This window comes from Herbidospora daliensis (genome assembly GCF_001570585.1).
GTDB lineage: Bacteria > Actinomycetota > Actinomycetes > Streptosporangiales > Streptosporangiaceae > Herbidospora > Herbidospora daliensis.
Window position 1 is genome coordinate 1 of sequence record NZ_BBXF01000010.1, and the last position, 23,984, is coordinate 23,984.

Annotated in this window: 15 protein-coding genes and 1 pseudogene; 8 read left to right on the forward strand and 8 right to left on the reverse strand. The window is 72.3% G+C overall.

Annotation, left to right across the window (positions count from 1 at the left end; translation table 11 throughout):
• Window positions 1-397: pseudogene (locus AW274_RS35080) on the reverse strand (transposase); the annotation flags it as partial.
• Window positions 398-464: 67 nt separating this feature from the next.
• A complete protein-coding gene (locus tag AW274_RS35085; RefSeq protein WP_062442241.1) occupies window positions 465-1,802 on the reverse strand; it encodes an FAD-binding oxidoreductase in 1,338 nt (445 codons plus the stop codon).
• 78 nt (window positions 1,803-1,880) lie between these two features.
• On the opposite strand from AW274_RS35085, the gene AW274_RS35090 reads away from it, so the two are divergent.
• The 4 genes from AW274_RS35090 to AW274_RS35105 all read left to right on the forward strand — a co-directional run bounded on the left by AW274_RS35090 (window position 1,881) and on the right by AW274_RS35105 (window position 9,074).
• The gene (locus tag AW274_RS35090) at window positions 1,881-5,138 is read left to right on the forward strand and encodes an ATP-binding protein (protein WP_083975378.1); all 3,258 of its coding nucleotides are present in this window, start codon (window positions 1,881-1,883) and stop codon (window positions 5,136-5,138) included.
• Between the two features lie 75 nt (window positions 5,139-5,213).
• The gene (gene hflX, locus AW274_RS35095; RefSeq protein WP_062442246.1) at window positions 5,214-6,620 is read left to right on the forward strand and encodes a GTPase HflX; all 1,407 of its coding nucleotides are present in this window, start codon (window positions 5,214-5,216) and stop codon (window positions 6,618-6,620) included.
• Between the two features lie 417 nt (window positions 6,621-7,037).
• Complete coding sequence (hutI, locus tag AW274_RS35100; protein ID WP_030450768.1) at window positions 7,038-8,246, forward strand: imidazolonepropionase; 1,209 nt, start codon at window positions 7,038-7,040, stop codon at window positions 8,244-8,246.
• On the forward strand, window positions 8,247-9,074 hold the full coding sequence (locus AW274_RS35105; protein WP_062442250.1) for a DegV family protein: 828 nt from the start codon (window positions 8,247-8,249) through the stop codon (window positions 9,072-9,074).
• A gap of 142 nt (window positions 9,075-9,216) precedes the next feature.
• Here AW274_RS35105 and AW274_RS35110 read toward each other — a convergent pair whose 3' ends face one another.
• A complete protein-coding gene (locus AW274_RS35110) occupies window positions 9,217-9,783 on the reverse strand; it encodes a cysteine hydrolase family protein (protein WP_062442254.1) in 567 nt (188 codons plus the stop codon).
• Window positions 9,784-10,812: 1,029 nt separating this feature from the next.
• Window positions 10,813-11,022 carry a hypothetical protein gene (locus AW274_RS40875; RefSeq protein WP_157520903.1) on the reverse strand — a complete coding sequence of 70 codons (210 nt, stop codon included), beginning with the start codon at window positions 11,020-11,022 and terminating at the stop codon, window positions 10,813-10,815.
• A gap of 642 nt (window positions 11,023-11,664) precedes the next feature.
• On the opposite strand from AW274_RS40875, the gene AW274_RS35115 reads away from it, so the two are divergent.
• From AW274_RS35115 to AW274_RS35130, 4 genes are all read left to right on the forward strand, one after another.
• Complete coding sequence (locus AW274_RS35115) at window positions 11,665-12,270, forward strand: ComEA family DNA-binding protein (protein WP_198169560.1); 606 nt, start codon at window positions 11,665-11,667, stop codon at window positions 12,268-12,270.
• A 501-nt stretch (window positions 12,271-12,771) separates the two neighbouring features.
• Window positions 12,772-14,838: a DNA internalization-related competence protein ComEC/Rec2 gene (locus AW274_RS35120; protein ID WP_198169561.1), complete on the forward strand. Its 2,067-nt coding sequence runs from the start codon at window positions 12,772-12,774 to the stop codon at window positions 14,836-14,838.
• A gap of 17 nt (window positions 14,839-14,855) precedes the next feature.
• A complete protein-coding gene (gene holA / locus AW274_RS35125; protein WP_062442261.1) occupies window positions 14,856-15,821 on the forward strand; it encodes a DNA polymerase III subunit delta in 966 nt (321 codons plus the stop codon).
• A 47-nt stretch (window positions 15,822-15,868) separates the two neighbouring features.
• Window positions 15,869-16,396 (forward strand): HAD domain-containing protein, encoded by a 528-nt coding sequence (locus AW274_RS35130; RefSeq protein ID WP_062442266.1) that lies wholly within the window; start codon window positions 15,869-15,871, stop codon window positions 16,394-16,396.
• Here AW274_RS35130 and AW274_RS35135 read toward each other — a convergent pair.
• From AW274_RS35135 to AW274_RS35150, 4 genes are read right to left on the reverse strand one after another with little or no spacing between them, the layout of a single operon-like run.
• On the reverse strand, window positions 16,326-17,012 hold the full coding sequence (locus tag AW274_RS35135) for an ABC transporter ATP-binding protein (protein WP_062442270.1): 687 nt from the start codon (window positions 17,010-17,012) through the stop codon (window positions 16,326-16,328). The two genes, AW274_RS35130 and AW274_RS35135, sit on opposite strands and share 71 nt — an antisense overlap.
• The gene (locus AW274_RS35140) at window positions 17,009-17,932 is read right to left on the reverse strand and encodes an ABC transporter ATP-binding protein (protein WP_062442273.1); all 924 of its coding nucleotides are present in this window, start codon (window positions 17,930-17,932) and stop codon (window positions 17,009-17,011) included. Before AW274_RS35140 ends, AW274_RS35135 begins: the two co-directional genes overlap by 4 nt.
• Window positions 17,929-20,598 carry an ABC transporter permease family protein gene (locus AW274_RS35145; RefSeq protein WP_062442287.1) on the reverse strand — a complete coding sequence of 890 codons (2,670 nt, stop codon included), beginning with the start codon at window positions 20,596-20,598 and terminating at the stop codon, window positions 17,929-17,931. Before AW274_RS35145 ends, AW274_RS35140 begins: the two co-directional genes overlap by 4 nt.
• Window positions 20,599-23,823 carry an ABC transporter permease gene (locus AW274_RS35150; RefSeq protein ID WP_062442292.1) on the reverse strand — a complete coding sequence of 1,075 codons (3,225 nt, stop codon included), beginning with the start codon at window positions 23,821-23,823 and terminating at the stop codon, window positions 20,599-20,601.
• Between the last annotated feature and the right edge of the window lie 161 nt (window positions 23,824-23,984).

Sequence of the window (23,984 nt, forward strand, 5' to 3'; positions counted from 1 at the left end):
CTTCCGGCCCGTCCTCGATCGACCGGGGACGGTCCGGTCTGCGGCCCCCTTTTAACGCTCTGATTTGGGAGGAGTCCACCGCAGCGCGGGACAGGTCCAGGGCATCGACACTCCGGAGCCGATCGAGCAGAACTTCATGCAGCCGCTGCCATATCCCGGCCCGGTTCCATTCGTCCAGGCGCCGCCAGCACGTCATGCCCGACCCATAGCCCAGCTCTTGCGGCAGGTGCTCCCAGGCGATCCCGGTATGCAGCACGAACAAGATGCCCTGCAAGGCCAGCCGGTCATCCAGCCGCTTACGTCCCGGATGCGGGACCCGGCGTTGACGACGGGGCAGCAACGGCTCGATCACCGCCCACAGCTCGTCGTCGACTTCCCACGGCTTGGACTTGGCCACCTGCAACGCCTTCCGCTGGGCTACAGCGAGAGATCAAAGCACAGCGGAAGTCATTCTGTTAGGGCCTCTAAGCCAGGACGGGGAAATTGCTCCGGAAGGTCCCGTGAGGGTCGCGCCGCCGCTTGATCTCCCGCAGCCGGGCCAGCGTGTCGGCCGGGAACGCCGCCGCGGCCTTCTCCCCGGCGGCCAGATAGGTGAACGGCTTGCGGCCGGTCGTGTGGGGCACCAGCGCCCGCGCGATCTCCGCCTGCCGCCGCCGCACCGCCTCGGCCACCGGCGGGGCCGGGGCCACCCCGAGCAGGCCGAGCAGGTAGGGCTCGGCGAGGTGGCCGTGCGCGCCGTGGCCGTCCGACGGCCGCGCGAGGGCCCCGCCCAGCTGCCTGACCTGCACTGACACCATCGGGCCACCCGGCGCGGACAGGATCGTCTCGGCCGCGTCGTCGGGCAGGCCGGTCAGGATCTGGCCCGAGAACAGCGACGCGCCCGGCTCGGTCGGCTCGGCGCAGATCGAGCCCATCTCGTCGGCGCGCAGCGGCCGCCGCGAGTCGATCATCAGGCCGGGGATCGCCGCCAGCCGGTCGGTCAGCGCCCGCCCCTCGGCCTCGCCGCCCAGGAAGGCGAGGTCGAGCACGACCGCCGACAGGCCCCGCACCGGCTCCGGCACCTCGGGGAAGGGCGGGAACTCCAGCAGGGTGAACCACAGGCTGAGCTCGTCGGGCGCCTCCCCGGTCGCCTCGCGGAAGGCCGCCAGCACGTCGGGGGCGTGCCGCGCGGGCCACAACAACCGCCCGCCGAAGATCGACGGCGCCGGGAACAGCTCGATCTCCACGGCCGTGACCAGCGCGAAGTCGCCGCCGCCGCCCCGCAGCGCCCAGAACAGGTCGGGGTCGGAGCCGCCCGTCACCCGGGCCTGCCGCCCCTCGGCGTCGACCACCTCGAACGCCCGCACGCTCGACGCCCCGAACCCGTGCGCGCGGCCGAACCAGCTGAGGCCGCCGCCCAGCAGGAAGCCGGTCGCGCTCACCACCGGGGAGCTGCCGCAGAGCCCGGTCAGGCCGTGCTTGGCCGCCGCGGCCTGCACCTCGCCCCAGCTCGCCCCCGCCTCGACGCGGGCGATCCGGCGGACCGGGTCGACCGCCACGCCCCGCAGCAAGCGGGTGCGCAGCAGCACCTCGCCGTCGAGGCCGCCGGCCGCGCCGTGCCCGTTGGGCTGGGTCGCCACCGTCAGCCCCGCCATCCGCGCGCACCGCACGGCCGCCGCGGCGTCGGCCGCGTCCTCGGGGACCACGACGACGCGGACGCCGCCCTGGTCGACGGCCCGGTTCCAGGGCAGCCTGGCCGTCTCGAAACTCTCGTCTCCGGGCACCAGCACCTGGCCCCGGATCGCACCGCTGAAGTTCTCCATGGCCCCACCGTGGCCGCGCCGATTTGCGGCCCGGCTGGGGGTGACTAGTGGCCCACTAGTGGTCGTACTGTGACGACCATGGACGTTCGCCTCTTCGGCCCCATGGAGGTGCGGGACGCCGACGGACGTCAGGTCGAGCTCGGCACCCCGAAACAGCGGGCCGTGCTCGCCATGCTGGCGATCGACCCCGGCCGGGTGGTCTCCCTCGACCGGCTGATCGACGAACTGTGGTCGGGCGAGGCCCCATCGAGCGCGACCGGAACGCTCCAGGCGTACGTCTCGCAGCTCCGGCGGGCGCTCGAACCCGGCCGGGCGCCGCGCACCCCGCCCCGCGTCCTGCTGACCCGCGAGCCCGGCTACCTGCTGGCGGTCGCGCCGGGCCAGGTCGACCTGGCCCGGTTCCGGGCGCTGGCCGACGACGGGCGGCGCGTCCTGGCCCAGGGGGAGCACGTCCGCGCGCTCCAGGTCCTCGACCAGGCGCTGGCCGTGTGGCGGGGCCGGCCGCTCGACGAGTTCGCCGCCTATCCCTTCGCCCAGCCGGTGGTCGCCGAACTGGGCGACCTGTGGGTGTCGGTCGCCGAAGACCGGTTCGAGGCCCGGCTGGCCCTCGGCGAGATCGGCTCGTGCGTGCCGGGCCTGGAGGCGCTCGTCCACGACCACCCCTATCGCGAGCGGATGTGGGGGCTGCTGGTGCTGGCCCTCTACCGGGCCGGCCGCCAGGCCGACGCGCTCGCGGCGCTGCGCCAGGTCAGGGCCGTCCTCGACCGCGAACTCGGCATCGAACCCGGCCCCGATCTGCGCAGGCTCGAACAGGCGGTGTTCGGCCAGTCGGCCGGTCTCGACCTGCCCCCGGCCGCCGCCGCCGTCGCGCCGCCGCCGCCCGCGCCGCCGGTCGCGGGGGAGCGGCTGATCGCCCGGTCGGAGCAGCTGGCCCTGATCGACGAGCGGTTGTCGGCGGTCCGGCGCGGCCGGGGCGGCGTGCTGATCGTCACCGGGGAGGCCGGGGTCGGCAAGACCCGGCTCGCCCGCGCCGCCGCCGAGGAGGCCGAGGCCCGCGGGCTCGCGGTCGGCTGGGGACGCTGCGCCGAGGACACCGGCGCGCCCGCCTTCTGGCCCTGGCTCCAGGTGCTCCGCGACCTCGGCCGCGACACCGCGCGCTCCCTGCTCACCGGCGACGAGGCGCTGGCCGGCGACCCCGGCGCGGCCCTGTTCGAACTGCACGCCCGGGTGGTCGACGACCTGACCGGCGGGCCGGTGCCCGCCCTGGTCGTGCTCGACGACCTCCACTGGGCCGACGCCGCCTCGCTGCGGCTGCTCCAGTTCGCCGCCGGGGAGCTGGCGCGGCGGCCCGTGCTGGTGCTGGTCACCCTCCGGCCCGACCCCGGCGACCTGCTGCGCGACGCCCTCGGCGCGGTGAGCCGCGAGCTCGGCGCCGACCGGGTGCCGCTGCGGCCCTTCACCGCCGCCGAGGTCTCCCTCTACCTGCGCCGCCGCGACCTCGACGACCCCGCGCTGGCCGGGCTGCTCCACGAACGCACCGGCGGCAACCCCTTCTACCTGGGCGAACTGCTGCGCCTGCTCGACTCGGAACACCGGCTCGGCACGGCCGCAGAAGGGGTGCCCGACGGCGTGCGCGAGGTCATCGGGCGGCGGGTGGCCCGGCTGCCGGAGACCACGCAGGAGGTGCTGCGCGCCGCCGCCGTGCTGGGCCGCGAGGCCGAGGTCGACGTGCTCGAACGGGTCACCGGTTCCGACGCCGAACAGGTGATGTCCCGCCTCGAACCGGCCGTCGGCACCGGCCTGCTCGTCGAGTCGGGCGACGGCTACCGGTTCTCCCACGCGCTCGTCCGCGACGCCCTCTACGCGGGGTTGCCCCGGCTGGCCCGCGCCCGGCTGCACCTGCGCGCCGCCCGCGCGCTGGAGGGCCTGCCCTCGGTCGAGGTCTCCACCCTGGCCCACCACTTCGGCCTGGCCGCCCGCGTCGGCGGCGCCGCCAAGGCGGTCGACCACGCGGTGGCGGCGGCCCGCCAGTCGGCCGCCCGGCACGCCTACGACGAGGCCGCCGCCTTCTGGGCCCGCGCCCTCGCCGCCCTCGGCCCCGGCGACCAGGCCCGCCGCTGCGACCTCCTCATCGAGCACGGCCAGGCGCTGCGGGCCGTCGGCGACCCCGAGGGGGCGCGGGTCGCCCTGGTCGAGGCCGTCGGGCTGGCCGCCGACCTGGGCGACCGGGCGGCGCTGATCCGCGCGGTGTCGGTCTTCTCCGACCCCACCGTCTGGAACTGGCAACCCTACGGCTGGGTCGACGACCGCCTCGTCGGCGTGCTCGACGGGCTGCTGCGCGAGCCGCTCGGCACCGCCGAACGGGCCGCCGTGCTGGGTGTGCTGGGCCTCGAACTCGGCTACTCGCCCCGCCGCGCCGAAGGCGAGGCCATGGCCGCCGAGGCCATCGAGCTCGCCCGCCTGACCGGCGACGACGACCTGCGCGTCCGCACCATCAACGGCTACCTGGTGATCGCCGACCTGACCGGCCGGGAGGCCGAGCGCACCGCCGTCACCGACGAGATGCTCGCCATCCCCGGCCTGCCCGCCCGCACCGAGATCGTCGCCCGGGTCTTCCGCATGTCCAACCTGCTGCGCGGCGGCCGGCTGGCCGAATGGGACCGGGAACTGGCCCGCTGCCGCCACCTGCTCACCGAGGCCCGGCGGCCCGAGCTCACCGCGATGGTGCTCAACGCCGAATCGGCCATGCGGGTGCTGCGCGGCGAGTGGGACGAGGCCGAACGCCTCGCCGGGGAGTTCGGCGGCCTGCTCGGCGCCACGACCATGTGGGGCCGCGACTACCCCCGCCTCGTCACCGTGTTCGTCTCGCGCCGCGCCCAGGGGCGCACCGCCGAGATCCTCCCCGAACTGGTCGCGTACGCCGCCCGTCCCGAGATGATCCCCCTGCGCCCCGCCGCGATCCTGGCCACCCTCGACGTCGGCGACCTCGGCGGCGCCCGCCGCATGGTCGCCGAATGGGGCACCGACATCCCCGACAACTGGAGCACGGGCTTCCTCACGGTGCTCTGGGCCGAGATCTCCTGCCTGCTCGCGACCCCCGACCCCGGGGCGTTGTACGCCAGGCTCAGGCCGTACAGCGAAAGGATCGTGGTGAGCGGGACCGGCACGGCCGCGCTCGGCAGCACCCACCTCCCGCTCGCCCGGCTGGCCCGCGCCATGGGCGATCCCGCCCTCGCCCGGCGGCACGCCGAGGCCGCCCTCACCCTGCACGAACGCCTCGGTCTGACCCACTGGGCGGCGGAGAGCCGCCGGATCCTCACTGAGCTGGGGGCTTAACGTGATGCGCGGGATTCCCGTGTCGTGCCACCATCGATGGGAAGACACGGTGGTGTCGCATTGTTGTCAGGAGAAATGACGTATATGCCTAACGAGCCAGAAGACATCGGCGATTACGAACTCGAAGAGCGTCAGGCGCTACGGCGGGTCGCGGGTCTTTCGACGGAGCTCGAAGATGTCACCGAAGTCGAATACCGGCAGCTCCGCCTCGAAAGGGTCGTCCTGATCGGGGTGTGGACCAGCGGCACCTCCTTCGACGCGGAGAACTCCCTCCAGGAACTCAAGCTGCTGGCCGAGACGGCCGGCTCCGAGGTCCTCGAAGGCCTGATCCAGCGGCGCGACCGGCCCGACCCGGCCACCTACATCGGTTCGGGCAAGGCCATCGAGCTGCGCGACATCGTCGCCTCGACCGGCGCCGACACCGTGATCTGCGACGGTGAACTGACCCCCGGTCAGCTGCGCCAGCTCGAAGAAGTGGTGAAGGTCAAGGTCATCGACCGCACCGCGCTGATCCTCGACATCTTCGCCCAGCACGCCAAGAGCCGCGAGGGCAAGGCCCAGGTCGAACTGGCCCAGCTCTCCTACCTGCTGCCGCGCCTGCGCGGCTGGGGTGGCAATCTGTCCCGCCAGGTCGGCGGACGGGCGGCCGGCGGCGTCGGCATCGGCGGCCGCGGCCCCGGTGAGACGAAGATCGAGCTCGACCGCCGCCGCATCCGCGAGCGCATGGCCAAGCTGCGCCGCCAGATCAAGGAGATGTCCACCGCCCGCGACACCAAGCGCCACACGCGCCGCCGTCGCGAGGTGCCCGCCGTGGCGATCGCCGGTTACACCAACGCCGGCAAGTCGTCGCTGCTCAACCGCCTGACCGGCGCGGGCGTGCTGGTCGAGGACGCGCTGTTCGCCACCCTCGACCCGACCGTGCGCCGCGCGCGCACCCCCGAAGGCCGCCTGTTCACGCTGGCCGACACGGTCGGCTTCGTGCGCCACCTGCCCCACCAGCTGGTCGAGGCGTTCCGCTCGACGCTGGAGGAGGTCGGCGACGCCGACCTGATCCTCCACGTGGTCGACGGCTCCCACCCCGACCCCGAGTCGCAGCTGGCCGCCGTGCGCGAGGTCTTCGGCGAGATCGAGGGCGCCCGCGACATCCCCGAGATCGTCGTGATCAACAAGGCCGACGCCGCCAGCCGCGAGGTCATCGACCGGCTGACGATGCGCGAGCGCCACAGCATCGTGGTCAGCGCCCGCACCGGCCAGGGCATCACCGAGCTGATGGACCTGATCGAGCAGGAGCTGCCCCACCTCGACCACGAGGTCCACGTGCTGATCCCCTACGACCGGGGCGACCTGGTCGCGCGGGCCCACAAGGAGGGCGAGGTGCTGTCGGTCGACCACACCGGCGACGGCACGGTCCTGCACGCCCGGGTCCCGTCGACCCTGCACCACGAGCTGGACAGGGTGGCCAAGCCGGTGGAAACCGTCTAATTTCGTACCTTTTCCGTAAAGCGGCAGGAAAGCGGCGGTAGCTAGCATGCATCGCCGTTGGTACGATATGGCGAACCTCACGGCGAATTTCGCCGTGAGGGCTGTTACGCGTGGGGGACGCGCGCATAACCGGGCCCTACCTGGGGGAATGGGCTCGGGCGTGACAGGAGAGCAGGACGGGCCAACCGGATGCCCAGGAGGCGAACCGGCGTTCTTCTCAATAACCCTGTACAGCGAGGCGACCTGTGAAATAACGTAACTGGACTGAAATCGCCGAGGCGATCCCCGGCGATCGGTCCATCGCACAACCCGGTGCGCGATGAGAGCAGGAGACCCCCCAATGACGTCCGGACACGGAGCGGACCCGGCGGGTCCACCGGTGGTGACGACATTGGCGTCCTCATTGGTGGTGGTCGGATGACCGTTAGGCTGCTCACGAACATCGGCCGCCTCTGGACCGGCCACGATGTCTGCAGCAACGCCTCGATTCTCGTCCACAACGACCGCATCGCCTGGGTCGGCCGCGCGGCCGACCTGCCGCAGTCGGTCCCCGGCGTCGTCGACGACATCACCGACGTCGACCACGTGGAGAACCTGGGCGGCGCCCTGGTGACCCCGGGCCTCATCGACGCCCACACCCATCCCGTGTACGCCGGCAACCGCTACGCGGAACTGGCGATGCGCTCGGGCGGCTCGACCGCTTCGGCCATCACCGCCGCGGGCGGCGGCATCGGCTCCACCGTCACGGTGACCCGCGGCACCGACCCCTGGACGTTGTGCAACGGCGTCCGCGAACGCCTCCGCGAGTGGCTGCTCAGCGGCACCACGACCGTCGAGGCGAAGACCGGCTACCACCTCACGCGCGACGGCGAACTCGCCGACGTGCGCCTTCTCCGCGAACTGGAGAAGGAGCCGATGATGCCGCGCGTCCACGTCACCTTCATGGCCGCCCACGTCGTCCCGCCGGAGTACTTCGGCCGCCAGCGCGACTACGTCGAGGCCGTCGCCGCCTGGTGCGCCGACGCCGCGGCCGCCGGCGCCGACTCGGTCGACGTCTACTGCGACGACGGCCACTTCTCGACCGAAGAGGCCCGCTGGGTCCTCGCGTCGGGCCGCAACGTCGGCCTGCTGCCCCGCGTCCACGCCGGCGCCTACGCCAAGCGCGGCGCCGTCCAGCTCGCCGCCGAGATGGGCTGCGCGTCGGCCGACCTGCTCCACCACGTGACCGACGAGGACATCGCGCTGATGGCCCGCTACGGCGTGCCCGCGGTCGTCTGCCCCGGCACCGCCCTCCAGCAGGGTTCGCTCCCGCCGGTCCGCCGCCTGCTCTCCCAGCACGTGCCGGTGGCCCTCGGCAGCGACCACAACCCCGGCCACTGCGGCATCACCTCGATGAGCCTGGTCATCAGCCTGGCCGTGGCCGCCTTCGGCATGAGCGTCGGCGACGCCCTCCGCGCCGCGACTTTGGGCGGCGCCCAGGTCCTCGGCGCCCCCGACCGCGGCATCCTCGCCCCCGGACGCCTGGCCGACATCGTGCAGTGGGACGCCGACCACGAAGGCGCCTTCGCCTGGGCCTTCGGCCTGAAGCCCCGCCGCGTCTGGCGCGGCGGCACGCCCGTGCAGTAGATGACGGTCGCCGTCGTCACCGACTCGACCGCCTACCTGCCTCCAGAGGAGGTCTCGCGGTACGGGATCAGGGTTGTCCCGGTGACCGTGGTCGTCGGCGGCCGTGAGTTCCTCGACGGCGCCCAGATCTCGGCCTCGGCGGTGTTGCGGGAGTCGGCGGTGACGACTTCACGGCCCTCTCCCGAGCGGTTCCTGGAGGTGTACGAGGCCGCGGCTCTTGACGGGGCTGACGGGGTGGTGTCGGTGCACCTGTCGGGGGCGATGTCGGGGACCGTGGAGGCGGCCCGGCTCGCCGCTTCCTCCGCCTCGTTGCCCGTCGAGGTGGTGGACAGCCGGTCGGTGGGGATGGGGCTGGGATTCGCGGTTTCCGCCGCCGCCTTTTCCGCTTCTCTTGGGGAGCCGCTTTCTGCTGTCGCTCTCGCTGCTCGGCGGTGTGCCGGGGGGACCTTTTCGTTCTTTTACGTGGATACGTTGGAGTATCTGCGGCGGAGTGGGCGGATTTCCGCTGCTGCCGGGCTGATTGGGAGTGCGCTGGCTGTGAAGCCGCTGTTGCATGTCAGCGGGGGGAGCGTTTCGGTTCTGGAGAAGGTGCGGACTGCTTCCCGGGCGCTTTCCCGGCTGGAGGACCTGGCTGTGGTGGCCGCTGGGGATGAGGGTGTGAATCTGGGAGTGCAGCATCTGGGGGCCGGGGAGCGGGCTGCCCGGCTGGTCGAGAGGTTGCGCTCGCGGGTGCCCAAGGTGGGGGCGGTCTGGGTGGGGGAGATCGGGGCGGCGATCGGGGTGCACACGGGGCCCGGCGTGGTGGGGGTCACGGTTTCGCCGGCCTGAAGCGACGGCGCTGTCTCCACTCACAGAGAGAGCGGCGGCGACCGCAGGCTCTGCCTGACGGTACGCCGACCGCGCCGTCTCTCTTGATTCGGGGGAAGCGCCGCCGACGGACAGCGAGCTCCACGTGGAGGCCCGGCGCTGGTCAGCTCTCCTCGGGCTGAACGAAGGCCACGTTCTCGGTCTCCACGACGGTCGCCTCGCGCCCGGGGGCGGTCTGGAACTTCCAGTACAGGTTCGTGTGGGCGATGACCTGGTCGACAGGTGGGGCGCCGTAGGCGGTGAGATCCTCGGTCGTGTGGGCGTCGCCGACGAGGGTGACGTCGTAGCCGCGGGCGAGGGCGCCGTGCAGGGTCGAACGGATGCACGCGTCGGTCTGGGCGCCGGTGACGACCAGGCGGCCCACACCACGCTCGGCGAGCACGGTTTCGAGGTCGGTGTCCTCGAACGAGTCGCCGTAGAGCTTGTGGACGAGGGGCTCGGGGTCTTCCCTGGTCAGTTCGGGGACATACTGCCAGTTGTCGCTGCCGTATTTGAGACCGTCGTCCGAGTGCTGGACCCAGACGACCGGGACCTTCTCCGAGCGGGCCTTGTCGACCAGGGTGTTGATGTTGGCGACGACCTCGTCGCGGCGGAGTGCGCCCTCGACCACTCCGTTCTGCACGTCGATGACGAGCAGTGCGGTGTTGGGGCGGTTGGACAGGGTCGTCATGTGACCTCCTGGTGCTCCGTGTCAACGGGGTCGCGCACACGGTAGGGGTGGGCCGACGGAGTCTGGCCAGAGCCTCGGGCCGTCGGCTTCGTGCCCGTCCACACTAGGACGGGGCACCGACAAAACCTGATGCGGCGGAGTGGCGTGCGACGGGCCGCGGCCGTGGACTTGCGCGGCGAACTTATCGGCAACCACCCTGCCCTCGGTCCTGCTGTCGGTCTGCTGTCGGTCCTGCCTCCGGTCCTGCCCTTGGTCCTGAGCGCGGTGCGGTGCAGTTTGAGCGCGGTTTGAGCACACGAATCTAAGCGGCGGGTCTGGGCGGCAGGTCTGAGCGCGGCGCGGTGCGGTCCTGAGCACGGCCTGAGCGTGGGCTTGAGCGCCGGTCTGAGCGGAGGGGTTAAGCACAAGGGTGTAGCGCAGGTCTGAGCGGCGGGTCCTTGCGGCGGGTTTGAGCATGGCGCGGTGCAGTCTGGGCGCGATCTGAGCGAGGGGTTGAGCTTGTCGAGCCTCGGACTGGTTCTCAAGTGGCCCGGACTTCAGCCTGAACTAGAGCCCGGGTTCTGAGCGCAGGTCCGAACGCAGAGGTGGAGCGCAGGTCTGAGCGGCGGATCTCAGCGGCGAATCTGAGCGCGGTGTGGTGCAGTTTTGAGCCCGGTCTGCGTGCGGTCCCGAGCACGGTCTGAGCTCGGGTTCTGAGCGCAGTGGTGGAGCGCAGGTCTCAGCGGTAAGTCCGGGCGGCAAGTGTGAGCGCGGTGCGTGGTAGCCCTGACGCGGGTCTGAGCGCGGGTCTGAGCGCGGGTCTGAGCGCGGGTCTGAGCGCGGGTCTGAGCGCGGGTCTGAGCGCGGGTCTGAGCGCGGGTCTGAGCGCGGGTCTGAGCGCGGGGGGTGAGCTGATCGAGCCTCGGCCCGGTTCTCGAGGTGGCCTTGGACTTGAGCGCGGACTTGAGCGCGGCATTCAGGTCGGATTGGCGTGGCCCTGGTTGAGCTCGGGTTGGCTCGGCTAGAGCCTTGGGCGTTCGCGAAAGTTCGTCAGCGCGTCGATATGCGGGATGTGCGGCCGACTACAGCGTGGATGCGCATGTGAGGCGGAATCTGTATGCGGCGACCGGGGGTTAAGCCGTTCTTGCGTGGAATCACAGGTGTGACGAACTCCGGCGAAAAGGTGCTGTTTGCTGTTGATTCCGGCTTTTGTTCTTCGCGGGTTATCCACAGGATTGTGTTCTGGGTCAGCGGGATCATCGCGCGAGGCTTTACCTTCTCCGGGTGCGTAGCAGGGAGCGGGAAAGTCGCCAAGCCGTGGCGCAGGCGCGGCTGAATCAGATCGTCGAGCGGCCGCCGCCATCATTCGGGGCGGCCCACCCTCAACCGAAGTATCCGGTGCAGTCAGGTTCCCAGCCGGCGAGCCCGGCAGGTCCCAGAGGGCGCGACCCATACAAGGCCGATCCCTCGCCAGATCTTCGGGATGACGCGTTTTCTTCTTTCGACGCTTCGCTCGACCAGTTCGGCGACCCGCATGCGTCAGGGGCGGGGCAAACGCAGCCGAGGTACCCGGTGCAGTCGGGATCCGTGCCCGCGAGAGCGGCTGACCCCTATCGCGCCGAGCCGTCCCCAGGCCCACAGGAGCGGGCGCCTCTCCTGCCCGGTGCGCCGCCCAACCGCGCCGGTGAGCCCCCTCCGTTGAGGGCCGATCGGGTGCAGGCGAAGTACCCGGTGCACTCGGATCCCCGCCCGGCGGCACGGTCGGCACGGCCCAGGGGGCGTGACCCCCTTCTGGCCGAGTCTGACTTCCAGCACGGTGCTCCCATGTCACCCGGTGGCGTGCCGCCCTCGTTCGGGAAGGCGCCGCCTCTGCCCAGGTGGCCGCTTCTCGACGAAGCCGAGTTGGCCGAGGAGCTCGACGGTCCGCTCGATCCGGGGCGGCGGGGCATCAAGGGGCTGATCGTGGTGGGGATCGTGGCGGCGCTGGTCGCCGTGGCCATCGCGATCTGGACTCGTCCACGTGAGGAACCGCTCGCACCGCCCACCCCGGTGGCCGGGTCGTCGGTCGCGCCCAGTCCTGCGCAGTCGGCCGCCGCCGGCGAGGTGACGGTCTATGTGACGGGCAAGGTGAAGCGTCCTGGTGTGATCGCGTTGCCGCTGGGGTCGCGCGTGGTCGACGCGATCATGGCGGCGGGTGGGCTCAAGAAGGGGGCCGAGCCGGGCGGGATCAACCTCGCCCGCCGGGTGATCGACGGGGAGCAGATCGCGGTGGGGGAACCCGGCATGGCCGCTCCGCCGCCCGGCGTCGCCGAATCCGGGGTGGTCAGCCTCAACTCGGCCACCGTCGACCAACTCGATGAATTGCCCGGTGTGGGGGAGGTGCTGGCGCAGCGGATCGTCGAGTTCCGCGACGCCAATGGGGGATTCCAGAGCATCGAGCAACTACGCGAGGTCGAAGGAATCGGCGAAGCCAAGTTCGCCGATCTGAAGGACCAGGTCACGCTGTGACACCTCATACCGAGCCCATGCATCCGAAAGCGGTCATCCACCGGCTGCCGGTGACATGCCGCCTGCTCGGTCCTGCAAGACCGGAATCGACGCAGGGCGCGTCGCCCGCCACCCGGCCATAAGAGGTCTTGATGAAGGGAGGTCATTCGTGAGTATCCGGCTCAACGGCACCGGCGGGCGGCGATCGGGTGCCTCCCATTTGCGCGACCGGTTCTCGCAGGAGGTCGGCCACAAGTGAGCCGACGCGGAAGCTTGCAAGACAACCTCAAAGCGCGCATCCAGCAACGAGCCGACCGCTACCGCCCCCAACGTCCACGAGACGAAGAACCCCTCGCCCCGCCCGCCAACGTCTGGCGAGGCCACTCCGTCGAGCTCGTCGTCCCGGTCGTGGTGGCCTGGCTCGCGGCCCTTCTCCTCATCGGCCTGCCCACCTGGGCCTCTGTTATCTCTGCCGGAATCTTCGCCCTCCTCGCACTCTCCAGAAGGCGCATCCTCGTAGCGGTGGCCATCGCCGGATGCGCCGTCTCGATAGTGGTCGCCCTCAAAGTCCACGCCGTCACCTCAGGCCCACTCGCGGAACTGGCCAAGAAGAACGCCACCGTCTCAGCCGAGCTCGTCATCGCCGCCGACCCCAGAACCAAGGGCGATCTCGTCTTCGTCGAAGCCCGCCTGATCGCCGTCGATCGCCTCAAACTCGACGCCCCCGTCCTGGTCTTCGCCCGGGGCGACACCTGGCGCACCCTGCTCCCCAGCCACCACGTCAAAGTCTCCGGCCGCCTCGGCGTGGCAGAGCCGGGAGAACTGCTGGCGGCCGTCTTCATGGCCAGAGGCGACCCGATCGTCCTCGCCGCACCGTCGACCCCGCACGGCCTGGCGGGTGCCATCAGAGCAGGGCTGAGAGAAGCCAGCTCCGTCTTGGCCCCGGCCGAACGCGGACTCCTCCCCGGCCTCGTCGTGGGCGACACCACCGACCTCAGCGAAGACGTCAAGGCCGACTTCAAAACCGCCGGCCTCTCGCACCTCACGGCGGTGAGCGGCGCCAACCTCGCCATCATCGGCGGCGCCGTCCTGCTGATCGCGCGGGCCGTAGGGTTCACGCTCGTCTGGCGGGCCGTGCTCGTCGTGGTCGCCATGGTCGCGTTCGCGTTCGTCGCCCGGTTCTCGCCGAGTGTGCTGCGGGCCCTTGTCATGGGCACCGTGGCCGCGCTCGCCCTGGGCGCGGGCAGACAGAAGGACGGCGTGTCCGCCCTGTCCGTCGCCGCCCTGCTGTTGTTGCTGTTCAACCCCGGCCTCGCCCGGGAGTACGGCTTCGCCCTCTCGGTCGCGGCCACCGCCGGGATCATCCTCCTGGCCCCCTACTGGCGCGACCGCATGGCCACCCGGATGCCCCTCTGGTGCGCCGAGGCCATCGCGGTGCCGGCGGCGGCGCAGGTCGCCGTCACGCCCATCCTGGTGCTCATGTCGGGCGAGATCGGGCTCGTCGCCATCCCCGCCAACCTGCTCGCCGGTCCGGCCGTCGCGCCGGCCACCATCGTCGGGTTCGTCGCCGCGATCACCGCCCCGATCAGCATGGACCTCGCCCAGCTGGTCACCCGGCCCGCCGGGCTGGCCGTCGGGTGGATCATCCTGGTCGCCGACCGGGCGGCGGACGTACCGGCCGCGACCATCGGGTGGCCCGGTGGTCTGCTGGGGGTGGCGCTGCTCGTACCGACCGGGATCGCCCTCTGGCATCGGGGGGCCAGGCGGGTCGGGCTCGCCGTCGCGGGCGGGGTGCTGGTGGCGACGCTCGTGGCGGGGCCGGTGGTGTCCGGTTGGCCGCCCAGTGGGTGGCTCATGGTGATGTGCGACGTCGGCCAGGGGGATGCGATCGTCCTGAGCGCCGGTGACGGGAAGGGGGTCGTCGTCGACACCGGGCCCGAGCCCGATCTCGTGGACGCCTGCCTCGACCGCCTGAACGTCGACGCGGTGCCGCTGCTGGTGCTGACCCACCCGCACGCCGACCACACCGGCGGGCTCACCGGGGTGTTGCGCGACCGGCGGGTCGGCGCGGTCGTGGTCAGCCCGAAGCGGGTGGTCAGCCCGGAACTGGCGGCGCGGCGCATCCCCGAATGGGTCGTCACGCCCGGCACCACCTGGCGGTTCGGCGATCTGGTCCTCACCGTGATCGCGCCCGCGCCCGACGCGCCCTCTAAAGGCGCCGGTGAAGGGTCGGTGCTGAACAACGCCAGTGTGGTGCTGCACGCCAAGTGGCCGGGCACCTCCGCGCTGCTCGCGGGCGACCTGGAGACCGAGGCCGAGTCCGCTCTTGTACGCACCCTCCCGCAGGCCGACATCCTGAAGGTCCCCCACCACGGGAGTGCGAGACAGGACCCGGCCTTCCTCGCCGCCGCCCGTTCCCGGCTGGCCCTGATCAGTGTCGGCGTGGGGAACGACTACGGCCACCCCGCCGACTCGACCCTCGCCACGCTGACCATGCTCGGCACCCGGATCCACCGCACCGACGTCCAAGGAGACCTCGCGGTCGTGACCAGGGAGGGCACGCTGGCCGTGGTCGCGCGGGGGCCGTGATGTGGCATGCTGCCGGGATGGGGAACGCCGCGCCGGTGACGCTCGTGTCGGGTGACGAGGAACTGCTCGCCGACCGGGCGGTCGCGTCGGTGGTCTCGTCTGTACGCGCCGAGGAGCCCACCGCCGAGGTCCACGACCTCGTCGGGGGGAAGGTCGAGCCCGGCGAGCTGACCCGGCTGATGTCGCCCTCCCTGTTCGGCGACCGGTCGGTCGTGGTGGTGCGCAACGCGCAGGACCTGACGAAGGACGTCGTCACCGAGACGGTGAAGTACGCCGCCCACCCGTCCGACGACGTGACGCTCGTGCTCGTCCACCCGGGCGGGGTGAAGGGCAAGGCGCTGGTCGACGGGGTGAAGAAGGCCGGCGCGCAGGTGGTCACCGTCGCCAAGCTCACCAAGGCGGGCGAACGCATCGACTTCATCCGCAACGAGTTCCGCGGCCTGGGCCGGACCATCGCGCCCGCCGCCGCCCACGCCCTGCTCGACGCGGTCGGCAGCGACCTGCGCGAGCTGGCCGCGGCGTGCAGCCAACTGGCGTTCGACACCCAGGAGAAGACGGTCGGCGAGGCCGCCGTGGCCCGCTACCACCGGGGCCGGGCCGAGGTGAGCGGCTTCAACGTGGCCGACATGGCGGTCGAGGGCAAGCTCGCCGAAGCCCTGGAGCAGCTCCGCTGGGCCCTGTCGACGGGCGTCGCCCCGGTGCTGATCGTCAGCGCCCTGGCGGGCGGCCTGCGCAGCCTCGCGAAGGTGTCGGGCGCGCCGAGGAACGCCAACGAGAACCAGCTCGCGGGCAAGCTCGGCATGCCTCCCTGGAAGATCCGCAACGCCCGCCGCCAGCTGAACGGCTGGGGCCCCGAGGGCCTGTCCCGCGCGATCCAGGCGGTGGCGACGGCTGACGAACAGGTCAAGGGCGGCGGCACCGACGCGGCCTACGCCCTGGAGAACACCGTCCAGACCATCGTCCACAGCCGAAACGGCCGCTGACCCGGCCACGGAGTGCATAGAGTCCGGATGCCGCTTATGCTCCAGCGGTGCCCGACGATCTTCCCATCCTGTTCCTGGACGTCGACGGCCCGGTCATCCCCTTCGGCGGTCGGCACGCCATCAGGAACGCCGTATCCGGGGAGAACCCGCTGCTCGGCCGGGTCGACCCCGCGCTCGGCCCCAAGCTCGCCGCGTTGCCCTGCGAGCTCGTCTGGGCGACCACCTGGGCCTCGCACGCCAACGACGTCATCGCGCCGATTCTCGGCCTGCCCGACCTGCCCTACGTCGACTGGCCCGACGCCGACGAGCAGGGCGAACTCCACTGGAAGACGCGCCACCTGGTGGCGTGGGCCGGGAGCCGCCCGTTCATCTGGGCCGACGACGAGCTCACGGACGTCGACCGCCGTTGGGTGGCCCGCCACCACCGGGCACCGGCCCTGCTGCACAGGGTGCGTCCCGACATCGGCCTGACCGACACGGACGTCGAGCTCATGCGGGAATGGCTCAGGCCGCTGAGGTCTCCGCTTCCAGGAAGACCCCGTCCCGCAGTTCCAGCACCCGATCGGCCAGTGTGATCAGGCTCGGGTCGTGGGTCGCGACCACCGCCGTGACCCCCTCGCTGCGCACCAGCGCCCGCAGCAGCTGCATGATCTGCCGCGCCGTCTGCGAGTCGAGCTGACCGGTCGGCTCGTCGGCGATCAGCAACTTCGGCCGGTTGGCCAGCGACCTGGCGATCGCCACCCGCTGCTGCTGGCCTCCCGACAGCTCGTACGGCCGCTGGTTGGCGTGCTGCTCCAGCCCCACCAGGGCGAGCAGCGACTTCACCCGCTCGTCGCGCTCGGCGGGCGCGGTCCGGCTCAGGCGCATCGGCACGCCCACGTTCTCCGCGGCCGACAAGACCGGGATCAGCCCGAACGACTGGAACACGAACCCGATCACGTCGCGCCGCAGCTCCAGCAGGCCCGCCTCGGGAAGAGCGGTGACCTCCTTCCCGTCCACGAACACCCGCCCCTCGGTGGGCGCGTCGAGGCCGCCGAGCAGGTTCAGCAGGGTCGTCTTGCCCGACCCCGACCGGCCGCGGACGGCGATCAGTTCCCCGGGGGAGGCGGTGAAGGACACGCCCCGCAGCGCCTCGACGCCGCGCGGGTAGACCTTCCGCAGACCTTCCACCACGACAAGCGGTGCGCTCATTCGCCGTTCTCCTCGCCAGCGCCGGCCGGCCACACTCCGATGTGGTCGCGTTCGAGTTCGAGCCTGACGCGCCGTTCCATCTCCAGCGCGTTCATGAAGTCACGGGGGAGCTGCAGGCGGCCCACCCGGTCGAGGACCGCGTACTCCTCGGCGATCACGTCGCCGTCTTCGGAGGTGCGGCGCAGGGTCTCGCTGGAGGTGCGGCCGTCGCGGATGCCGACGGTCCGGTCGACCTGCTCGGAGACCAGGGGGTCGTGGGTGACGATGACGGCCGTCACGCCGAGTTCGCGGTTGGCGCTGCGCAGCGCGCCGAACACCTCCTCGGAGGTGTCGCTGTCGAGCTCGCCCGTCGGCTCGTCGGCCAGGATCACCTCGGGGGAGTTGGCCAGGGCGACGGCGATGGCCACGCGCTGCTGCTCGCCGCCCGACATCTGGCCGGGCCGGCGGGGGGCGCAGTCGGCGACGCCGAGGAGTTCGAGCAGGTCGTCGGCCCGGCCGGGGGTGACCTTGCGGCCGGCCAGCTTCATCGGGAGCAGCACGTTCTCGCGGGCCGTCAGGTAGGGGAGCAGGTTGCGGGCGGTCTGCTGCCAGATGAAGCCGACCACCGAACGGCGGTAGCGCAGGCGGTCCTTGGCGGTCATCGACAGCAGGTCCATGCCGGCCACCCGGGCGAGGCCGGCGGTCGGCACGTCCAGACCCGAGAGCACGTTCAGCAGGGTCGACTTGCCCGAGCCCGACGCGCCGACGATCGCGATCAGCTCGCCCTTCTCGATCAGCAGGTCGAGGCCCTGGAGGGCGACCACCTCCACGCCCTCGGTCTTGTAGATGCGGACCAGGTTGTCGCACAGGATGTGGGCGTGCTCGCCGAACGCGGGCGCCCGGCGGCTCGCCTGGGCCTCCAGGTCGGACAGTGTGGTCATGAGGATTCCCCCACTCGGAGTGCGGTGGTGACGCGGCGCCCGGCGGTCGCGTGGGCGAAGGCGCCGAGGATCGAGACGGCGGTCAGGGTGGCCGCCAGCAGGGCGGGTGTGGTGAGGCTCAGCGGGAAGTCGGTGACGGCCAGGCCCGCGAACGACGACAGGTCGAGGCCGGGGCCGACCACCAGGGGCAGCACGAGGCCGAGCGCGAGGCCGGCCACGGCGGTCAGCACGATCAGGGGCGCCACCTCCAGCACGGTCAGCGTGCGGGCCTGCTGCTGGGACAGCCCCAGCGTACGCAGGAACGACAGCGCCTTGGCGCGGTCGGCGGCGCCGATCACCAGGGCCACGATCACGGCGATGAGCGCGTAGACGCCCATGGCCACGGTCGCGACGGTGAAGGCGACCGTGACGGCGCCGGTCAGCGGGGTGTCCTGGACGTCGGCCAGCGCGCTCGCGTAGGTCTCCACCTCGGCGTCGGCCAGGCCGATCGTGCGTTCCAGCGTCGCCCGGTCGACGTCGCCGTTGACCAGCAGGATGTTCGTGTACGTCCGCAGCCCCGCCCGCTTCGGCCCGTCGAACGGCATCACGATCAGGTTCTCGCCCGGGAACGACAGTCCGGGCAGCTCGTCGAGCCGGCCCATGTTGCGGATCGTCATCCGGGTGTGCCACCCGACCTCGATCTCCTTGTACGGCACCAGCGTCGTCGACACCAGCGCCGGGATGCCGAGCCCGCGCGGCGGGTCGGGCACCACCAGGGGCGAGCCGTCGACGAGTTCGCGGTAGTCCTTCAGGTCGATCGACAACACGGTCGCCCGCATGCCGCCGATGCCGACCTGGACGTTGCCCTTGCCGGCCCGCAGCACCGAGGTGACCCCGGGCAGCGCCTCGACCTTGGCGACGACGTCCTCGGGGATCTCGGCGGCCCGTTCGATCCGGGCCTGCCCGCCGACGTCGCGCCACGCGGCCCGGCTCTGGGTGTCGCCGATCGCGCCCGACACCAGCGCCCCGAACACCGACACGGCCAGCGCGGGCAGCAGGATCAGCACCGGCAGCGCCGCCCCGCCGCGCGACCGGGCGGCCAGCGTCAGGCCCAGGAACGGGACCGCGCCGGGACGCCGTCCGGCCAGCCGCGTGAACAGCTTCAAGGGCAGCGGGTAGAGCCGCAGCGTCAGGATCCCGGCGGCCAGCGCCAGCCCGGCGGGCGCCAGCACCAGGAACGGGTCGACGCCGAGCTCCTGCGCCTCGCTCGCCACGCCGCGCGTGCGCATCAGGTAGGCGCCGCCCACGCCGAGCAGCACCACGAGCGACTCCAGCGCGATGCGGCGGGGCGAGGGGCGGGCCGACACGAGGTCGGACCGGCTGTCCTTCAGCGGACGGCGGTGCGCCAGCGCGACCCGCCCGGTCGCGAACAGCAGCGTCGCCACGGCCAGCACGACCGGGACGACGTGCGCGAGCGGCGTCGACGGGCCGGGCACCAGGTACGACAGGCCGTATCCGGCCAGCGCGGCGGGCAGCACCGCCAGCGCGACGACCGCGACCCCGGTCCGCACCACCTGGGCGAGGGAGGCGCCGCGGGCCCGTACCAGCGACAGGCCCGTGCGCATGCGCTCGGTGAGCAGCTGCACGGCCAGCGCCAGCACGCCGAGCGACACCACCGCGAGCCCGCCCAGCAGCAGGTAGAGCAGGGTCTCGGCGGTGCGCAGCACGACCAGGAAGTCGCCGAGCACCCGGTCGAGGCCGGTCAGCAGCTCGTAGTGGAGGGCGAGCGGGCTGCCCCACGCGCCGCCGGACAGCTCGCCGAGGAAGCGCCGGTAGTCGTTCACCTCGGCGATCACTGCCGGGGCGGTGGCCGCCGCGACGTGGTCGCGGTCGACGCCGAAGATCCACCAGTAGCTCACCTCGCGGCGCTCGTCGAGCTTGGCGAGGCCGTCGTCGCTGATCAGGCCGGAGGTCAGCCACTCGTTGTCGGTCGAGTGGGGGATGGGCCGCTCGACGACCCGGGTGACCTCGCCGTTGTGCTCCCAGAACGGGTCGGCCGCGTCGGTGAGCTCGTAGAGGCCGGTGACCTTGGCCACGACCGGGTAGCTGTTGCCGAGAACGAGGGTGGCGCCGACGTCGATGCCCATCTCCTCGACGGCCTCGGCCACCACGCCGATCTCGATGACCGTCAGGTTCCTGAGGTCGGGCCGGCCGGGCAGCCGGGCCAGTGTGGAGGACGCGCCGGGCGGTTCGCCCTTGACCCACTTCACCCGGGAGGCCGCGTCGGGCAACCAGGAGAAGTCGACGTACTGGTTGTTGCGCCGGGCCGCGCCGATGCGGTCGCTGACCGGGGTGCCGGTGGTCTTGGCGCTGAAGTGGGAGGTGCCCTGCCCGAGCGGGACGATCACCTTCTTCAGCTGCGCCGGGAAGCCCTTGGCGATCTCCTCGTACCGGTTGCGGAAGTCGGCCGGGTGGGTGAGCAGCGCCTGCTGCGCGATCGGCCGCCCGGTCACCCCGAGGTCGCTCACCTGCACCGAGACGTCGCCGAGCATGCCGTGGACCGCGTCGTCGTAGGCCCGCTCGTAGCCCCGGGGCAGCGCCGCCAGCAGCAGCGACGCGGAGAGGCTCAGCAGCGCCAGCACCAGGGCGCTGCCCCGGTGCACCTTGACGAGCTGCCAGACGTTCACTCAGTCCTCCCCGATGCGCAGCGCGCGGCCGAGACCCTGGCGGCGGAGCGTGCGGGCCAGGCCGCCGACCACCGCGAACAGCAACAGCGCCACCGCCGCGAGCAGGGCGGCCGTCGCGCCCCACGGGATGTCCAGCAGCACCCCGGGGGTCACCGCCGTCGCCTGCCCGGTGAGCACGATGTGCGGCACGACGAGGGTGGCCACGGCGACGGCGAGAGCCGTACCGCCCACCAGGGACAACCCGATGATGAAGGTCTGCTCGACGGCGAGCAGCCCGAAGACCTGGTTGAAGCTCACCCCGAGCGCGCGCAGCAGCGCGAACTCGGTGGCGCGTTCGCGGGCCGCGACGGCCGCGTTGACGAGGAAGCCGAGCACCGCGAACACCAGCGCCGCCGCGAAGCCCAGGATCAGCGCGCCCTGCAGGCCGCTGGCCAGCGGGTCGTCCTGGAGCTGGCGGGTCAGGGTGGTGCGCGACACGATCGTCTGGTCCCAGTCGACGTGCCTGGTCATCTCCGCCTCGGCCCGCCCGCCGTCGGCGGACAGCCACCACTCCGTGGCGGGATGCGGCGGGTACGCCCCCGCGAGGTCCCGCGTCTGGAGGGTCTCGAGGTCGGCCAGCACGGCCGGCTGCCGGCCCTCGGTGCCGGGCATCGCCTTCAGGATGGCGACGGGCGTCACGGGGGTCGGTGTGCCGTCGATCGCCATGGTCGCCGTCTTGCCGATCACCAGCTTCGAGCTGGCGGCCAGGTCGGCGGTGACCGCGACCGGCAGCGTCGTGGCGGCGGCCGGGCCGGGCAGCATCGCGATGTGCTCCGACTCGACCGGCACGTCGGCCGGGTGGGAGGCCGGGCGGCTCGTCGTGATCGTCAGGAAGCCGCCGGGCGTGATCTCGGGCTTGTCGATGCTCTCCTTGCCGCGCTGCGCGACCGTCCACGACGGCGCGGTCAGTGCGGCCCCGGCGTCGGTGGTGATCGAGTCGACGGCCAGGGTGAGCGCGCTGCCCTCGGGCGGGATCGGGACGTCCAGGAGCACGCCCTCGATCGTCAGCGGGTAGGCGACGGCGCCCGAGCGCCCGCCCAGCGCTTTCAGGTCGGCGACGACCCGGTGGTCGCGGCCGTCGGTGCGCAGCGCGGGGGTGCGGACCTCGGTCCGGGTGCCGAGGCGGTCGCGCACGACCAGGCGCAGCGGCATGCCCTGGTAGCCGTCGGCGTTGGCCGGCTCGGCGAGGGTGAACCGGATGCGCAGGTTCAGCGCGGCGGGTTCGCCCGGGATCGCGATCGAGACCGGGTCGGGCCGGGCCGAGGACAACTCGCCGGCGAGTTCCGGCACGGTCATCGGGGTGAGGTCGGAACGCAGGTGCAGCAGCCCGTCGAGGCGTCCGGCGTCGGCGGCCAGGAACACCGCGTCGTCGCCGCCGAGCTCGACCGCGCCCCGGTAGACCGGGCTGAGCCCGGTGACGCCGGGCAGCGCCGCGTAGGTGCCCGCCCGGCCGAGCGCGCCGAGTTCGGCGCCCGCGACCGGCCCGGCGACCCGCAGGTCGGCGGCGGCGATGTGGCGCGCCTGGTCCTCCTGGGACCCCCGCCAGGTGGCCGCCGTCGCGACCGACACCACGCCGATCGCGATGGCCATCGTGAGCAGCAGCACGGGGCCCGAGTAGCGCAGCGGGCGGCGGCTGACCTGCCAGGCGCCCAGCGCCGGCGCGAGACTGGACCTGCGGCTCGTCCACCGTTCGGCGATGCCCGAGACGATCGGGACGAGCCGCAGGCCCAGCATGCCCCCGCACAGAAGGGCCAGTGCCGGTCCCGTCACGATCAGCGGGTCGATGCCCAGACCGCCGCTCGACGTGGACGTGACCGGAGCGCCGTACCGCTGGAGCTGCCAGACCGCGAGCGCCGCCACGACGAGCAGGACCAGGTCGCCGCCGGCGCGCTGGATGATGCCCTGCTTCTCGCCGCGCCCGCGGGCCGACTGTTCTTCTATGTACGTCCGCCGCGCCCCCCGCCAGGCCGGCAGCGCCAGCAGGACGGCGCACGCGACCGCCACCCCCGCGGAGATCAGGAACGTCGACAGGTTCGGCGTGGGCGTCAGCCGCACCCCGGTGGCCCGCAGCCACGGCAGCGACCCGATCAAGGTCAGCACGGGCGGGGCCAGGAACGGCGCCACGATCGCGCACGGCAGCGCCACCAGCAGCGACTCGGCCCCGGCCAGCAGCCCGAGGCGCATCGACCCGGCGCCGCGCGAGCGCAGCAGCGCGACCTCCATCCGCCGGTGGTCGGCCAGCAGCCGCGCCGTCAGCATCAGCGCGTACGCCGCCAGCACCAGCAGCTGGAGCACCGGCACCAGCATCGTCGAGCGGGCCACCAGCGCGGCCTGGTCGAGCTGGGCGAGCATCTCGGGCAGGTTGCTGACCGTCGCGCAGCCCGAGCAGTCGCGCTTGACGTCGTCGTTGAGCGCGGCCACCGCGTCGGCGAACGGCCGCAGCTCCTCCCGCGGCAGGTCCCGCAGGTCGGGCACCGCGAACCAGGTCGCGGTCACGTTCGTCGCGAACCGCTGCACGAACGTCTCCTCGGCCACCATCAGCGGCCCGTACGTCGTGTAGTTGCGGACCTCCGCGCCCCGCCGCAGCAGTTCGTCGTCGTTCCACCGGTCGCTGTAGGGGTCGGTCAGCCGGAAGATCCCGCTGACCTTGACGTCGACGGGCTTGTCGTCGAGCCGCCCCACGATCGTGAAGGCGGCGCCGCTGGTCAGGTTCATCTCCTGGGCGGCCGGCTGCGACAGCACGACCTCGACGACCCCCGTCGGAGACGGCGCCGGCCAGGCGCCCTCGACGAGCTGGGCGTGCCGGTCGAGGTTCTGGTAGGTCGCGAACCGGGTCAGCTCGGGCTGTTCCTGCTTCTCCTGGCCGGGCATCGCGTAGGAGTCCGACCGGATGCCGACCGTCACCTCGGCGGGCACGTCGCCGTACGTCTTGTCGAGCTGCGCCCGGATGAGGGCGTCGCGCTGGGGGAAGGTCGTCGCGTCGACCGGCGTGGTGACCTTGGCCGAGGTGGTCCGGATCGGGGCCGTCTCCATGGTCCGGCGGACGCCGACCTCGGCGACGGTGACGGCGTACATGATCAGCGCCACCAGCGCCGTGGTGGCCAGCAGGATCGAACCGAACGCGGCGACGAGGAGGAGCGGCTGGCTGAGCGCGCGCCGCAGGACCAGCGGAATACGCCCCCGCATGTACCGACTCCCATCGTTTTTGCCGTTGTGCGGCACACGATAGGGGAGCAGGCGGTCTTGACGACCGGTCAGGGGAGACGGTGACCTAGCCGGTACGCTGCGGCGATGCCAATGTGATATCGAAAACGTGACATATTACGGGTTGAATCCCGACAACGGCG

Coding starts and splice junctions, on each gene's coding strand:
- AW274_RS35085 (WP_062442241.1), bottom strand. CDS start 1,802: ATGGAGAACTTCAGCGGTGCGATCCGGGGCCAGGTGCTGGTGCCCGGA.
- AW274_RS35090 (WP_083975378.1), top strand. CDS start 1,881: ATGGACGTTCGCCTCTTCGGCCCCATGGAGGTGCGGGACGCCGACGGA.
- hflX (WP_062442246.1), top strand. CDS start 5,214: ATGACGTATATGCCTAACGAGCCAGAAGACATCGGCGATTACGAACTC.
- hutI (WP_030450768.1), top strand. CDS start 7,038: ATGACCGTTAGGCTGCTCACGAACATCGGCCGCCTCTGGACCGGCCAC.
- AW274_RS35105 (WP_062442250.1), top strand. CDS start 8,247: ATGACGGTCGCCGTCGTCACCGACTCGACCGCCTACCTGCCTCCAGAG.
- AW274_RS35110 (WP_062442254.1), bottom strand. CDS start 9,783: ATGACGACCCTGTCCAACCGCCCCAACACCGCACTGCTCGTCATCGAC.
- AW274_RS40875 (WP_157520903.1), bottom strand. CDS start 11,022: ATGATCCCGCTGACCCAGAACACAATCCTGTGGATAACCCGCGAAGAA.
- holA (WP_062442261.1), top strand. CDS start 14,856: ATGGGGAACGCCGCGCCGGTGACGCTCGTGTCGGGTGACGAGGAACTG.
- AW274_RS35135 (WP_062442270.1), bottom strand. CDS start 17,012: ATGAGCGCACCGCTTGTCGTGGTGGAAGGTCTGCGGAAGGTCTACCCG.
- AW274_RS35140 (WP_062442273.1), bottom strand. CDS start 17,932: ATGACCACACTGTCCGACCTGGAGGCCCAGGCGAGCCGCCGGGCGCCC.
- AW274_RS35150 (WP_062442292.1), bottom strand. CDS start 23,823: ATGCGGGGGCGTATTCCGCTGGTCCTGCGGCGCGCGCTCAGCCAGCCG.